Here is a 16,839-nt window from a genome sequence, read left to right on the forward strand (position 1 = left end):
AATGTTAGATCAGTTTTTGATAGATATCAATCATCCAATTCTAAAAAATCATAAAGCCTATGGTCAGGAATTGTTACCGGGATTGGCGTATATAGATATGATATACCAATTATTTCGAGAGAATGGTTATGACTACAAGGAGTTGGAACTTCGCAATCTGTGTATATATCATCCTTTAATCGTGGGACAGGACTACAATGTTATGATCAGTATTCAGTGTTCTGAAATTAATGACGGGCAATGGCAGATTCGTGTTGAGGGACAGGAACAGTACAATGGAACCTTAGCACCAGAAAAAAAGCTCTATATTACTGCTGAAATGCATCGAACAGTTCCTATAAAATTTGAAGAAACGTTGAATTTTTGGGAAGTACAACGATCCGCAAAAAGAGTTTTAGATTTTGACGAAGCCTATGAACAATGTCGTAATCGGGAATTAATACATACTGGATTTATGAAGGCAAATGGAAAAATTTATGAGAGTGATGTAGCTTCCTTCATTGATATTTCTTTAAGTCAAAGTGCCCTCCCCAGTGCAGAAGGATTTATGTTTCATCCAGTTCTTATTGATGGGAGTGCTATAACTTTGTTAGCTTCTGCCTTAAAAGAGGAACAACGTTTATTCTTGCCTCTTTTTTATGAATCCTTTCGAGCCTCAGAGCTTTTTAAAAAACAATGTGCAACTCAGATAAAAACATCATCTATACAACGGAAAAAAGAACTGATTAATCTGACGATGGAGTTCTTTAATGAATCAGGGAAGAAGATTGGGGAGTTAAAAAATTTTGCTAACAAATTAGTACGAGCAGATGGAATGATTAATCCTAACCGAAAGAAAACATCACAGCTAATGAAAGAATCTCAGTCGCTTAAGCCTTCAATAATAGATGATTTGAATGCTGATAAATCAAAGATATTCCTTGAAGCAGAATCTTTTTTACGACAATTGATGGCAGATAGATTAAAAAAATCGGTGGATCTTATTGAAAATCAGGTAGGCTATTATGAAATGGGATTGGATTCGCCTGGGTTATTAGAGCTGGTCAGATCCATTGAAGCTAAAATTCAAACCACTTTACCCCCCACTTTGTTATTTGAATATACGACAATTGCAGAGTTATCCGTCTATCTTGCAGAGAATTATGCATCAAAATTTGCTCGGTGCAGTGAAGTGAAGCAGAGAGGTGAACAAGAGTCAGGCAATTCTACTGCTCCAGATTATTCGACTGCAGCTCAAACGTCAATTCCTGAGCTTGTGGATCATATATATCAAGGAAACATCCCTGTGGTTTCTGATATCGTAGCAATGCCTGCAATTGATGAAGATATTGCTATTATTGGGATGTCAGGTCGCTTTCCCGAAGCAAGAGACCTTCAAGAATTTTGGATTAATTTAGAAAACGGTAAAGACTGCATCAGTGAAATTCCAAAATCTCGTTGGGATTGGCGTCAGTTTGAGGGATTGTATTCACCCTCAGGAAAAAATATGTCTAAATGGGGGGGCTTTATTGATAATCCGGATTGTTTTGATCCTGAATTTTTTAGAATTTCACCCCGAGAAGCAGAAATAATGGATCCTCAAGAACGGCTATTTTTAGAAACTTGTTGGGAAGCTATAGAAGATGCAGGATATACGCCTAAGACACTAGTTTCTCCTCAAGGAACAAATAAGAGACGGCATGTGGGAGTATTTGTTGGGGTGATGCATAAAGATTATACTATAATTGGAGCCGAAGCAGTGTCCTACGAAAATGCATTTCCTTTATCATTGAGCTATGCACCAATTGCCAACAGGGTATCATTCTTTTGCAATTTCCATGGCCCAAGTATGGCTATTGATACGGTATGTTCTTCTTCACTCACTGCCGTGCATTTAGCTTTAGAGAGTATTAGACGAGGGGAATGTGAGACAGCTCTTGCAGGCGGAGTGAATTTATCCTTGCATCCTAATAAATATTTGACCTATGGGATGATGGATATGCATGCCAGCGACGGTTATTGTCATACATTCGGCAAAGGAGGCGATGGTTATGTATCGGGAGAAGCTATTGGAGCGGTTCTGTTAAAGCCATTACAGAAAGCCATTCAAGACAGAGATCATATATATGCGGTAATTAAAGGCAGTAGCACCAATCATGTGGGAACTGTGAGCGGATTTACGGTACCGAGTCCGGTAGCTCAGTCAGATATGATTGTGGCTTGTTTAGAAAAAATAGGAATTCACCCACGATCAATTAGCTATATTGAAGCTCATGGGACAGGAACATCTTTGGGTGATCCTATAGAGATTCAGGGGTTGGTGAAAGCCTATAGTCAATATACACAGGATTTACAATTTTGTTCAATTGGTTCTGTCAAGTCAAATATCGGGCATGCTGAAGCTGCTGCGGGCATTAGTGGTTTAATTAAGGTAGTTCTGCAACTTTATTATAAAACCTTAGTGCCATCACTACATTCAGAGGAATTAAACGCATATATTGATTTTAAAAAAACCCCCTTTTATGTGCAGCAGCAGGTGGAAGAATGGAAACAGCCGTTGATCGTTGAAAATGGTAATAAGGTCAGCTATCCTCGTAGGGCCGGGTTAAGTTCTTTTGGAGCCACAGGATCGAATGTTCATATCGTACTAGAGGAATATCCGACTAAAGAACTGAATAAACAAACTTCGGCAATCCTTAATACTGGAGCTAAACCTGTAATCATACCACTCTCTGCTATAAATAAAGAACGGCTGCAAGCCTATACCGTGAAGTTGCTTGAGTTTCTAAAAGAAGCAGAAGAAATAAAAATAAGCCCATACAAAAGAGCGATCAGTTTATCAGAAATTGCGTATACTCTACAAGTGGGACGTGAAGCTATGCAAGAGCGGGTAGCCTTTTTGGTAAAGGATATACCTGAGTTAATTGAAAAATTAGAAGCTTTCCAAGAAGGTAAGGAAACGATCAATAATTGTTGGCGAGGGCAAGTCAAACATAGTAAGGAAACCATTGATTTTTTAAGTACGGATCAGGACTCTCTGGAATTAATTAATAAATGGATTGAAAAAGGCAATGTTATAAAAATTGCGGAATTATGGGTTAAAGGATTTGAAATAAATTGGGAACTACTCTATGGCGACACCAAGCCCAATCGCATTAGTCTACCCACCTATCCCTTTGCCAGAGAACGCTATTGGGTACCAGAGACCAAGACTAAATCTGGTGACAGTTCAATCACCACTTCAGCCAATGTAGGCACAATCCACCCACTGTTGCATCAAAACACCTCTGACCTTTCAGAGCAGAGGTTCAGTTCCACCTTTACGGGGCAGGAGTTTTTCCTGACGGATCATGTCGTGAAGGGACAATCCATCTTACCTGGAGTAGCCTATCTTGAGATGGCTAGGGCAGCGGTGGAACAGGCATCAGGGATTTTGGAAGAAAGTCAGATCGGAATACGACTTAGAAATGTAGTATGGGCTCGCCCCATAGCCGTAGAGGATAAGTCGGTTAGGGTACATATTGGACTTTATCCTGAAGAGGGTGGCGAGATTGCTTACGAAATATATAGCCAGGCAGAAAAGAACAGTACAGAACCAATCGTATACAGCCAGGGTATTGCTCTGCTGAGTTCGGTGGTAGAGGGTCCAACTTTAGATTTATCTAATATACAAGCTCAGTGTAACCAAAACATCCTTTCATCTGACCAATGCTATGAAGCTTTTAAATCTATAGGTATTGAGTATGGGGACGGACATCGGGGAATTGAGCAGATCTATGTTGGTTCCAATCAGGTGTTGGCAAAACTGACCTTACCCTCCTGTGTAGCTGATACATTAGAAGAATATGTGCTGCATCCTAGTTTGATGGATTCAGCGTTGCAGGCCTCCATAGGTTTAATGATGATTAAAGGAGACAAAAACCCACTAAAATTATCCCTGCCCTTTGCCCTGCAAGAACTTGAAATTTTCAAAAACTGTACCAGTGAAATGTGGGCACTGATTCGTTTAAGTGACGGCAGCAAAGCAGAAGACAAGGTACAGAAATTCGATATTGCTATGTGCGATGAACAAGGCAAAATTTGTGTTCGGATAAAGGAATTTTCAACACGAGGGCTGGAAGAGAAAGTAGATACGATGGCAAGCATTGGAACTTTAATGCTGCACCCTTACTGGAAAGAACAAACTGTTTCTAAAGAAGCTCAAACCCTTGATTATAAAGAGCATGTGGTGATACTCTGCCAGTCAGCTGAGGCTACGCAAGAAAGCATCGAAAACCACATAAGCGGGGTGAGATGCCTTAGTCTGCAATTCCAAGAAGCAGGCATCGAAGAAGGCTTTCAGAGCTATGCCATTGAAATATTTGAAGAAATCCAAAGTATTCTTAAAAACAAACCAGCAGGTAAGGTGTTGGTTCAGATTGTTATTCCCGCACAAGAAGAACAGCAGCTTTTGTCTGGGCTGAGTGGACTTTTAAAAACAGCCCAGTTAGAGAATCCAAAAATCCTGGGGCAGTTAATAGAAATAGAAGCAGATGAAGATTTAGAAGGAATCATAGAAAAACTGCAAGAGAACAGCCGTAACCCCATGAATAATCATATCCGATACCAGGAGGACAAACGATATGTGACAGACTGGAAAGAAATAGAGGTTTCTCAGGAAAGCGAGAATATTCCGTGGAAAGAGGGAGGTATCTATCTGATTACCGGAGGTGCCGGAGGTTTGGGACGGATATTTGCAGAAGAAATCCTGCAAAAAGTCAAGGATGTGACCCTGATCCTTACAGGAAGATCTCCTCTTAAGGAAGAAAAAGAAGCTAGGTTAAAAGAATTAGAGACATTAGGAGGAAAAATTGAGTACAAGCAAGTAGATGTAACACAAAAGAAAGCAGTCATCAGCTTAATACAAAGTATCCAGGAGGACTTTGGCAGTCTTGATGGTATCATTCATAGTGCTGGTGTGATTCGAGATAACTTTATCATCAAAAAGACAAAAGATGAACTGGAGGAAGTTTTGGCACCAAAGGTTACAGGACTGGTGAATCTTGACGAGGCCAGCAAAGATTTAAGCCTGGACTTTTTCATATTCTTTTCCTCCGCAGCGGGAGCTTTTGGCAATGCAGGTCAGGCAGACTATGCAACTGCCAATGCCTTTATGGATGCCTATGCAAAGTATCGTAATGCACTGGTGGTGTCAAAACAACGTCAGGGACAGACCCTGTCTATCAACTGGCCTTTGTGGAAAGAAGGGGGGATGCAGATTGATGCAGAAACCGAGAAAATGATGCAACAAAGCACGGGTATAGTTGCCATGCAGACAACCACTGGTATCCGAGCCTTGTATCAAGGTCTAGCTTCTAGAAAGGAGCAGGTAATAGTGATAGAAGGCGATCTTAAACGGCTCCATGCAATATTTATGGAACAAGCGTCAGCAAAAGAAAACAAAAAACTACCTTCTAACAGAGAAGAAAACAAAGCAGCACCAGTCATTGGACAAGACTTACTTCAGGAAAAAGCCATCAACTACTTTAAAAAGTTGTTATCTTCAATCATCAAACTACCTATACATCGAATAGAAGCAGATGCTTCCATGGAACAGTATGGGATTGACTCCATCATGGTTATGCAGTTAACCAATCAATTAGAAAAAACATTGGGATCTCTGCCAAAAACGTTATTCTTTGAATATCAAAATATTAAAGATTTAACTGGATACTTCGTTAAAAATTATCGAAATCAACTACTAAAACTACTGGAAATCCAGGAAAAAGCAGTGGCAACCACAGAGAATACAAAAGATTTTACAGCTGTGACAGAAGCTGAAAAATTAACCTTCAACAGTCGCAGAACTTCACGTTTTGCATATCAATTCACAGAATCATTGAAAGAAAAAGAAAATGTAGATATTGCTATTATTGGTGTTTCCGGACGTTATCCTCAGGCTAAGAATATCCAGGAATTTTGGTATAATCTACGAAACGGTAAGGATTGTATCACGGAAATTCCTAAAGACCGCTGGAACCATAGCTTGTACTTTGATGAAGATAAAAATAAGCTCGGAAAAACCTACAGTAAGTGGGGAGGATTTATAGAAGGTGTGGATCAATTTGATCCACTATTTTTCAATATTTCCCCTCGAGAAGCAGAAATGATGGATCCTCAGGAACGTCTATTTTTAGAATGTGTCTATGAAACCTTAGAAGATGCGGGGTATACCAGAGAAACCCTTAGTTTACATCAGAGTTTTGGTTTGGAAGGTAATGTAGGGGTTTATGTAGGGGTAATGTACGAAGAGTACCAGCTCTACGGAGCTCAGGAACAGATTCAGGGTAGACCAGTTGCTCTTACTGGGAGTCAATCGTCCATAGCTAACCGAGTGTCATATTTTTGTAACTTTCATGGGCCTAGCATGGCTGTGGATACCATGTGTTCTTCCTCCCTGACAGCCATCCATCTGGCCTGCCAGAGTTTACAGCGGGGCGGATGCGAGCTTGCCATTGCAGGTGGTGTCAATGTCTCCATTCATCCTAACAAATACCTGATGCTTGGGCAAGGTAAATTTGTATCAAGCAAGGGACAGTGTGAAAGCTTTGGAGAAGGAGGAGATGGCTATGTACCAGGAGAAGGCGTAGGAGCAGTACTGCTTAAACCGCTATCTAAAGCCATCGCCGATGGGGACCACATTTATGGCATCATTAAAGGGAGCACTATTAACCATGGAGGAAAAACCAATGGATACACAGTTCCCAACCCGAATGCTCAGGCTGAAGTGATCCAACGAGCCTTTAAAGAAGCAAAGGTTGATCCTAGAACCATCAGTTACATTGAAGCCCATGGTACTGGCACTTCTCTAGGAGATCCCATTGAAATCGTAGGTTTGAGTAAAGCTTTTCAGGAATACACTAAAGAAAAACAGTTCTGTGCCATTGGATCCGCTAAGTCCAACATCGGTCACTGTGAAAGTGCGGCAGGAATTGCGGCTGTGACAAAAGTATTGCTGCAACTGAAACATCGGAAATTGGTACCTTCCTTGCATTCTGATGTACTTAATCCTAACATAGACTTCAGCAATAGTCCTTTTGTGGTACAGCAAGAACTTACAGAATGGAAACGGCCGATAATTGAAAAAAATGGAGAAAAGAGGGAATATCCAAGGATTGCTGGCATCTCTTCCTTCGGTGCGGGAGGATCAAATGCCCACATAGTGATCGAAGAATATATTCCTAAAGATGCAAAACAATATCCAATTACAATCACACCACAAAATCCAGCCATTATTGTGTTGTCTGCCAAGAATGAAGAGCGGCTTCAAGAACAGGCACAGCAATTATTAAAAGCGATTCAAGAACAACAATTCACAGATAACGACTTAGCGGATATGGCCTATACCCTTCAGATAGGGCGGGAAGCTATGGAAGAACGTTTAGCGATAATTGTAGCATCCATCAAAGAACTTGAAGAAAAACTAGATGATTTTGCGAAAGGGCAAGAGAATATTGAAGATCTGTACCGAGGACAGGTCAAACGCAACAAAGAGACGCTGGCTGTTTTTGCAATGGATGAAGAAATGCAGGAAGCAATTGAAAAATGGATTCAGCGCAGAAAATATGCCAAACTTCTAGACCTTTGGGTCAAGGGTCTAGTTTTTGATTGGAATAAGCTCTATAACGACACCAAGCCCAATCGCATTAGTCTGCCCACCTATCCCTTTGCCAGAGAACGCTATTGGGTACCAGAGACCAAGACTAAATCTGGTGACAGTTCAATCACCACTTCAGCCAATGCAGGGACAATCCATCCACTGCTGCATCAAAACACCTCTGACCTTTCAGAGCAGAGGTTCAGTTCCACCTTTACGGGGCAGGAGTTTTTCCTGACGGATCATGTCGTGAAGGGACAATCCATCTTACCTGGAGTAGCCTATCTTGAGATGGCACGGGCAGCAGTAGAACAGGCATCAGGGATTTTGGAAGAAAGTCAGATCGGAATACGGCTTAGAAATGTAGTATGGGCTCGCCCCATAGCCGTAGAGGATAAGTCGGTTAGGGTACACATCGGACTTTATCCTGAAGAGGGTGGCGAGATTGCTTACGAAATATATAGCCAGGAAGAAAAGAACAGTACAGAACCAATCGTATACAGCCAGGGTATTGCTCTGCTGAGCTCAGTAGTAGAAGCCCCAACTTTAGATTTATCTAATATACAAGCTCAGTGTAACCAAAACATCCTTTCATCTGACCAATGCTATGAAGCCTTTAAATCTATAGGTATTGAGTATGGGGATGGACATCGGGGGATTGAACAGATTCATGTTGGTTCCAATCAGGTGTTGGCAAAACTGAGGTTGCCCTCCTGTGTAGCTGATACATTAGAAGAATATATGCTGCATCCTAGTTTGATGGATTCAGCGTTGCAGGCCTCCATAGGTTTAATGATGATTAAAGGAGACAAAAACCCACTAAAATTATCCCTGCCCTTTGCCCTGCAAGAACTTGAAATTTTCAAAAACTGCACCAGAGAAATGTGGGCACTGGTTGGTTTTAGTGACGGCAGCAAAGCAAAAGACAAGGTACAGAAATTCGATATTACGATGTGCGATGAACAAGGGGAAATTTGTGTTCAGATGAAGGGATTTTCAACACGAGGGCTGGAAGGGGAAGTAGGTTCAGTAGAATCCACAGCAACGCTTGGGACTTTAATGCTGCACCCTTACTGGAAAGAACAAACTGTTTCTAAAGAAGCTCAAACCCTTGATTATGCAGAGCATGTGGTGATACTCTGCCAGTCAGCTGAGGCTACGCAAGAAAGCATCGAAAACCACATAAACGGGGTGAGATGCCTTAGTCTGCAAGCCCAAGAGGCAGGCATCGAAGCAGGCTTTCAGAGCTATGCCATTGAAATATTTGAAGAAATCCAAAGTATTCTTAAAAGCAAACCAACAGGTAAAGTGTTGGTTCAGATTGTTATTAGTCCACAAGAAGAACAGCAGCTTTTGTCTGGGCTGAGTGGACTTTTAAAAACAGCCCAATTAGAGAATCCAAAAATCCTGGGGCAGTTAATAGAAATAGAAGCAGATGAAGATTTAGAAGGAATCATAGAAAAACTGCAAGAGAACAGTAAGTCTTCAACAAATCATGTTCGATACCAAAAGGGCAAACGATATATAACCGACTGGAATGAAATAGAGGTTTCTCAGGAAAGCGAGAATATTCCGTGGAAAGAGGGAGGTATCTATCTGATTACTGGAGGTGCCGGAGGTTTGGGACGGATATTTGCAGAAGAAATCCTGCAAAAAGTCAAGGATGTGACCCTGATTCTTACAGGAAGATCTCCTCTTAAGGAAGAAAAAGAAGCTAGGTTAAAGGAATTAGAAAGATTAGGAGGGCGTATTGAGTATAAGCAAGTAGATGTAACACAAAAGAAAGCAGTTATCAGCTTAATACAAAGTATCCAGGAGGATTTTGGCAGTCTAGATGGTATCATTCATAGTGCTGGTGTGATTCGAGATAACTTTATCATCAAAAAGACAAAAGATGAACTGGAGGAAGTTTTAGCCCCAAAGGTTACAGGACTGGTAAACCTTGACGAGGCCAGCAAAGATTTAAGCCTGGACTTTTTCATATTCTTTTCCTCCGCAGCGGGAGCTTTTGGCAATGCAGGTCAGGCAGACTATGCAACTGCCAACGCCTTTATGGACGCCTATGCAAAGTATCGTAATGCACTGGTGGTGTCAAAACAACGTCAGGGACAGACCCTGTCTATCAACTGGCCTTTGTGGAAAGAAGGGGGAATGCAGATTGATGCAGAAACCGAAAAAATGATGCAACAAAGTACAGGTATAATTCCCATGCAGACAACCACTGGTATCTGGGCCTTGTATCAAGGTCTAGCTTCTAGGCAGGAGCAGGTGATGGTGATGGAAGGTAACTATACACGAATGAAAGAAAAACTGTTTTCGATGACAACTTCTGTTACTATACAATCTGAGAAACTTACTGAAGTATCTCAAAGGATTGATAAGAGAAATTTATTGGATAAAGTACAAATAGCTTTGATAAAAGCGGTGTCCAAAGCCCTCAAGGTTAAGCTTGAAGATATTGATATTGATACTGAACTGAGTGAATATGGATTTGATTCCATCACGTTGACTGAATTTGCTAATAAACTTAATGAACAATACAAACTGGAACTTACCCCCATCATATTCTTTGAGCACCCGACCATTCAGAGTTTCAGTGAATACTTGATTGAAGAATATCAGACACAGGTTGCAGTAAAATTTGTGCTACAAACTGAACCAGAGATTCCAGTAACATTCGTGAAAGGCGAAACGAAAGAAGCTCCATATGGAAAAAGAAGAGGTAGCCGTTTTGGACAAGTTATGGATCTATCTGCTGCAAAATCGAATCCAACTATCCATGAACCTATTGCAATTGTTGGAATGAGTGGTAAGTTCCCTATGTCTAAGGATATAAATGAATTCTGGAAACAATTACAAGATGGAAAAGATTGTATCACAGAAATTCCTAAAGATCGTTGGGACTGGAGAGAGTATTATGGTGATCCTTCTAAAGAAACAAATAAAACAAATGCCAAATGGGGGGGATTTATTGAAGGATTAGGCGAGTTTGATCCTATGTTCTTTGGCATTTCCCCAAGAGAAGCCAAACTTATGGATCCACAGCAGCGTTTGTTGATGATTTATATTTGGAAGGCTATTGAAGATGCCGGATATTCGCCTCAAAGCCTTTCGGGCAGCAAAACGGGAATCTTTGTAGGCACAGCATTTAGTGGTTATGGTGGACTGATTTCACGGTCAAATATAGCTATTGAAGGTTATTCTTCAACTGGAATGATATCCTCAGTAGGTCCCAATCGTATGAGCTACTTTCTTAATATTCATGGACCCAGCGAACCCATAGAAACCGCTTGTTCCAGTTCATTGGTTGCGATTCATCGGGCAGTGAATGCTATAGAGAATGGGACTTGTGAGATGGCGATTGTTGGTGGAGTTAATACAATAGTAGCTCCAGAATTACATATTAGTTTCAGTAGAGCCGGTATGCTCTGTGCAGATGGACGATGCAAAACCTTTTCCAATCAAGCCAATGGTTATGTACGAGGTGAAGGAGTAGGGATGATTTTCCTAAAAAAGCTTAAAGATGCGGAAGAAGCAGGAGACCATATTTATGGAGTAATTCGAGGCAGTGCCGAGAACCATGGGGGTCGTGCTAATTCACTAACGGCACCCAATCCAAAAGCTCAAGCTGAATTGCTAAAAACTGCCTACACTAAGGCTGGAATAGATCCAAGGACGGTTAGTTACATTGAGGCTCACGGAACAGGCACAGAATTGGGTGACCCGATTGAAATTGATGGGCTAAAGAAAGCTTTCAAAGAACTATATCAAGCAACGGGAGATCCGCAGGTTGTTGCTGCTCATTGTGGCTTGGGTTCGGTAAAGACTAATATTGGTCATTTAGAACTGGCTGCAGGGATTGCAGGTGTGATCAAAGTCCTATTGCAAATTAAACATAAAACATTAGTTAAAAGTCTTCATTGTGATGAAATTAACCCATACATCCAACTTGACGATAGTCCATTCTACATAGTTCGAGAAACCAAAAAATGGAAACCCTTGCTAGATACGAAGAGCAGAGAAATTCCTCGGCGGGCTGGGGTGAGTTCTTTTGGATTTGGAGGTGCTTATGCTCATGTTGTAATTGAAGAATATATTCCCCAGGATCATGAAGAACATTCTATTATAATTACTCCACAGAATCCAGCTATTATCGTGTTGTCAGCAAAGAATGAAGAGCGGCTTCATGAGCAGGTGCAGCAATTATTAACCGCCATCCAAGAACAGCAATTTTCTGATAGTGATCTAGCGGATATGGCCTACACACTTCAGGTAGGACGGGAAGCCATGGAAGAGCGCCTAGGTGTTATGGTAGGATCTATCAAAGAACTTGAAGAAAAACTAAAGAGTTTTGTGGAAGGCCAAGAGGGTATTGAGGATCTATACCGAGGGCAGCTCAAACGCAACAAAGAAACACTTGCTATTTTTGTTGCGGATGAAGATATGGCAAAAACAATTGATGCTTGGATTAGCAAAGGAAAACATGGGAAACTTCTAGATCTTTGGGTCAAGGGTTTGAACTTTGATTGGAACAAGCTCTATGGCGACACCAAACCCAGTCGCATTAGCCTGCCCACCTATCCCTTTGCCAGAGAACGCTACTGGGTACCAGAGACCAAGACTAAATCTGGTGACAGTTCAATCACAACTTCAGCCAGTATAGGCACAATTCATCCACTGCTGCATCAAAACACCTCTAATTTCACAGAGCAGCGGTTCAGTTCTACCTTTACGGGGCAGGAGTTTTTCCTGACGGATCATGTCGTGAAGGGACAATCCATCTTACCTGGAGTAGCCTATCTTGAGATGGCTAGGGCTGCGGTGAAACAGGCATCAGGTACATTAGAAAAATATCAGACCAAGACACGGCTCAAAAATATGGTCTGGTCCCGACCTATTACCGTAGAAGAGAAATCAACGAAAATACACATCGGACTTTATCCTGAAGAGGGTGGCGAGATTGCTTACGAAATATATAGCCAGGCAGAAAAGAACAGTACAGAACCAGTAATATACAGCCAGGGTATTGCTCTGCTGAGTTCGATGGCAGAGAGTCCAACTTTAGATTTATCTAATATACAAGCTCAATGTAACCAAAACATCCTTTCATCTCACCAATGCTATGAAGCTTTTGAATCTATAGGTATTGAGTATGGGGACGGACATCGGGGGATTGAGCAGATCTATGTTGGTTCCAATCAGGTGTTGGCAAAACTGACCTTACCATCCTGTGTAGCTGATACATTAGAAGAATATGTGCTGCATCCTAGTTTGATGGATTCGGCTTTGCAGGCCTCCATAGGTTTAATGATGGTTAGCGAAGACAAAAATCCTCTAAAATTGTCCCTGCCCTTTGCCCTGCAAGAACTTGAAATTTTCAAAAACTGTACCAGTGAAATGTGGGCACTGGTTCGATACAGTGACGGCAGAACAGAGAATGATAAGGTACAAAAACTTGATATTGATTTGTGTGATGATCAAGGGGAGGTTTGTGTTCGAATGAAGGGATTTTCATCACGAGTGCTGGAAGGCGAAGTAGGTTCGGTAGAATCCATGACAACTCTCGGGACTCTAATGCTGCACCCTTGCTGGAAAGAACAAGCCATTGCCGAAACAAGCAATGCCACTGATTATGCCCAGCATTTGGTGATGTTCTGTGAACCGTGTACAGTTTTTCAAGAAAGCATCAAAATTGAAATGGAGGGGATGCGTTGTCTCATTCTACAGTCTGAACAAGAAAGCATTGAGGAACGGTTTCAGGCTTATACAGCCAAGGCATTTGAAGAAATTCAAAGCATTCTTAAACACAAACCAGTGGGTAAGATATTAATCCAGATTGTTATTACTGTACAAGAAGAACAGCAGCTTTTGTCTGGCCTCAGTGGACTTTTAAAAACAGCCCAGTTAGAGAATCCAAAAATCCTGGGGCAGTTAATAGAAATAGAAGCAGATGAAGATTTAGAAGGAATCATAGAAAAACTGCAAGAGAACAGCCGTAACCCCATAAATAATCATGTCCGATACCAGGAGGGCAAACGATATATAACCGACTGGAGAGAAATAGAGGTTTCCAAGGAAAGCGTGGATATTCCGTGGAAAGAGGGAGGTATCTACCTGATTACCGGAGGGGCCAGAGGTTTGGGACTGATATTTGCAAAAGAAATCCTACAAAAAGTCAAGGATGTGACCCTGATTCTTACCGGAAGATCTCCTCTTAAGGAAGATAAACACGCTGGGTTAAAGGAATTAGAAAGATTAGGAGGTCGGATTGAGTACAAGCAAGTAGATGTAACACAAAAGAAAGCAGTTATCAGCTTAATACAAAGTATCCAGAAGGACTTTGGCAGTCTTGATGGTATCATTCATAGTGCTGGTGTGATTCGGGATAACTTTATCATCAAAAAGACAAAAGATGAACTGGAGGAAGTTTTGGCACCAAAGGTTACAGGGCTGGTGAATCTTGACGAGGCCAGCAAGGATTTAAGTCTAGACTTCTTTATTCTCTTCTCCTCTATAGCGGGAAGCTTAGGCAATCCGGGCCAAGCAGACTATGCAGCCGCCAACGCCTTTATGGACGCCTATGCAAAGTATCGTAATGCTCTAGTGGCGTCAAAACAACGCCAAGGACAGACCCTGTCTATCAATTGGCCTTTGTGGAAAGAGGGGGGGATGTATATTGACAGAGAAACCGAGAAGATGCTGATGCGAGATAGGAGAATGGTTGCTATGGAGACTCCAAGTGGCATTCAGGCATTGTACCAAGGACTGGCCTCTGGTAAGAGTCAAGTAATGGTGATGGAAGGCAATGTAATACAATTAAGAAACTCTATAGTAATAGGTTTAACTCCTGACGAGACAGCCAAGCCTAAAGAAGGGGTTAGTGTGTTTGATGATTCTTTAAAAATACAAACTTTAAATTATGTCAAAAAAATCCTGGCGAATGAACTTAAGTTATCACATGAAAAGCTTCAGTTAGATACTTCCTTTGAAAAGTATGGAATTGATTCTATTATGCAGATGGAGTTGATTCGAAAATTGGAAAAAGTAACTGGAGAACTTTCTAAAACTCTTTTATTTGAACATAGTAATATTCAGGAATTGGTAGAGTATTTATTGGAGAATCATTCAGATAAGCTTTTAGAATCACTTACAGTGGAAAAAGATCAAACTTCAAAGCAAGAGATTCCTATTTATCAGAATTTATCGAAATTCGTACCTGCTGGTACAAATCACCGTTTTCTGAAATCACGGGGAGAAGATCCTATCAGAACAAAGCAAGAAACAGAAGACATCGCAATTATTGGCATCAGTGGTCGCTATCCCATGTCTGATACTTTAGAAGAACTCTGGAAACATTTAAAAGCTGGAGATAATTGTATTACTGAAGCTCCTAAAAAACGATGGAGCAATTCTTTAACCCAATCATTATCTAAGGATGAATTGCAACATCTATATAAGAGATATTACGGTGGCTTTATAGATGGTATTAATCAATTTGACCATCAATTGTTTGAAATTGTTCAGGATCAAGTGTGGGAATTGTCGCCGGAAATTAGATTGTTTTTGGAAATTGTTTGGGAAACCTTTGAAGATGCAGGATATAATAGACTTGCCCTACAAGAACTGCAATCCAGTTATGAAAACGGGGTTGGTGTATTTGTGGGAACTATGTATAATCAGTATTCCTGGAGTATGCCTTCGTTGGAGAAAGCAGTGTTAAGTTCTAATGGAAGTGACTGGCAGATAGCTAATCGAACCTCTCATTTTTTTAACCTCACAGGTCCGAGTATTGCAGTCAATTCTGCTTGTTCCAGTTCGTTAACTGCTATTCATTTGGCTTGTGAGAGTCTTAAACAGAAAAATTGTTCTATAGCTATTGCTGGAGGAGTTAACCTGACTTTAGATCCTTCAAAATACGATGCATTACAGCGAGAAAAGTTTCTAGGAAGTGGCAGTCAAAGTAAAAGTTTTGGAACTGGCGATGGATATATTCCGGGAGAAGGTGTAGGTGCCGTACTATTAAAACCTCTCCCTCAGGCAATTAAAGATCATGATCGGATTCATGCAGTGATTAAAAGCAGTTTTGTCAATCATAGTGGAAATAGACAGATGTATACTGTTCCTGATCCAAAACAACAAGCTAAATTAATTGAAGAATCAATCAGGCGTTCGGGAATCAATCCGGTAACCATTTCTTATGTTGAATCAGCGGCCAATGGTTCAGAGTTAGGAGATCCCATTGAGGTGATTGCTCTTCATAATGCCTTTGGACAATATACTGATAAAAAACAATACTGTGCACTGGGTTCTGTAAAATCTAATTTAGGACATTTGGAAGCCGCTTCGGGAATTTCTCAGCTTAGCAAAGTATTCTTACAAATGAAATATCAAACTCTTGTACCATCAATTAATGCAACTCCCAGGAATCCAAACATTAAGTTAGAACGTACCGCATTTTATCTTCAAGAAGAAACTACTCCATGGAGGCAGTTCACTGATACGCAAACAGGAAAGAGTCTACCTCGCAGAAGTATGATCAATTCCTTCGGTGCAGGAGGTTCTTATGCCAATATTATTGTAGAAGAATTTATAGGAGAAACCCCTATAAAAAAATTGAGTAACTCTTACTCGGAGGAATTTCTTGTAGTTTTTTCCGCAAAAACAGAATGGAGTTTAAGTAAATATCTTGCAAAAATGCAAGCATTTTTGCATCAAAATTCTTCAGTTAATATTGATGATGTTGCATTATCATTGCAAAAAATTAATCATAACTTAGAATATAGAGCAGCGATTATAGCATCATCTGTAGCTGAACTTTTAGAAAAACTAGACCTTCTTCAAAAAACAAGAAGAACTTTGCTGGATTCAAGTATTTATATTTCTTTAGATAAAGAATCTAACCTAAATTCTTTAGACGCATCAATGATTCAGCAAGTTTTAGAAAAAAAGGATTTACGACAATTGGCACAGTATTGGGTAGTTGGAGCTACAATAGATTTTAAACAGTTTTATGAAGAATCTAAGGGTGTTTGGATTGATTTACCTAAATATGCTTTTGATCATAATATTGAGTTTGCTTTTAACAAGGATAATTCTATTGTAAATACTGGAATTATACAAGATAATAATGATTTCTATCTAGATTTAACAGAGAAAATTTCTAAAGGAGAATTATCTGAGGAACAGTTTAAAAAGTTAATTATAATGTGAAAATGAGGGATAAA

Annotated in this window: 1 protein-coding gene; it reads left to right on the plus strand. The window is 40.5% G+C overall.

All coding sequences use genetic code 11. The features are described 5' to 3' along the window. The first annotated feature begins 1 nt into the window (after window position 1). A complete protein-coding gene (locus BJL90_RS22540; RefSeq protein ID WP_070967478.1) occupies window positions 2-16,825 on the plus strand; it encodes an SDR family NAD(P)-dependent oxidoreductase in 16,824 nt (5,607 codons plus the stop codon). Window positions 16,826-16,839 lie beyond the last annotated feature (14 nt).

The organism is Clostridium formicaceticum (assembly GCF_001854185.1).
Classification (GTDB): Bacteria; Bacillota; Clostridia; order Peptostreptococcales; family Natronincolaceae; genus Andreesenella; species Andreesenella formicacetica.

Coding starts and splice junctions, on each gene's coding strand:
- BJL90_RS22540 (WP_070967478.1), top strand. CDS start 2: ATGTTAGATCAGTTTTTGATAGATATCAATCATCCAATTCTAAAAAAT.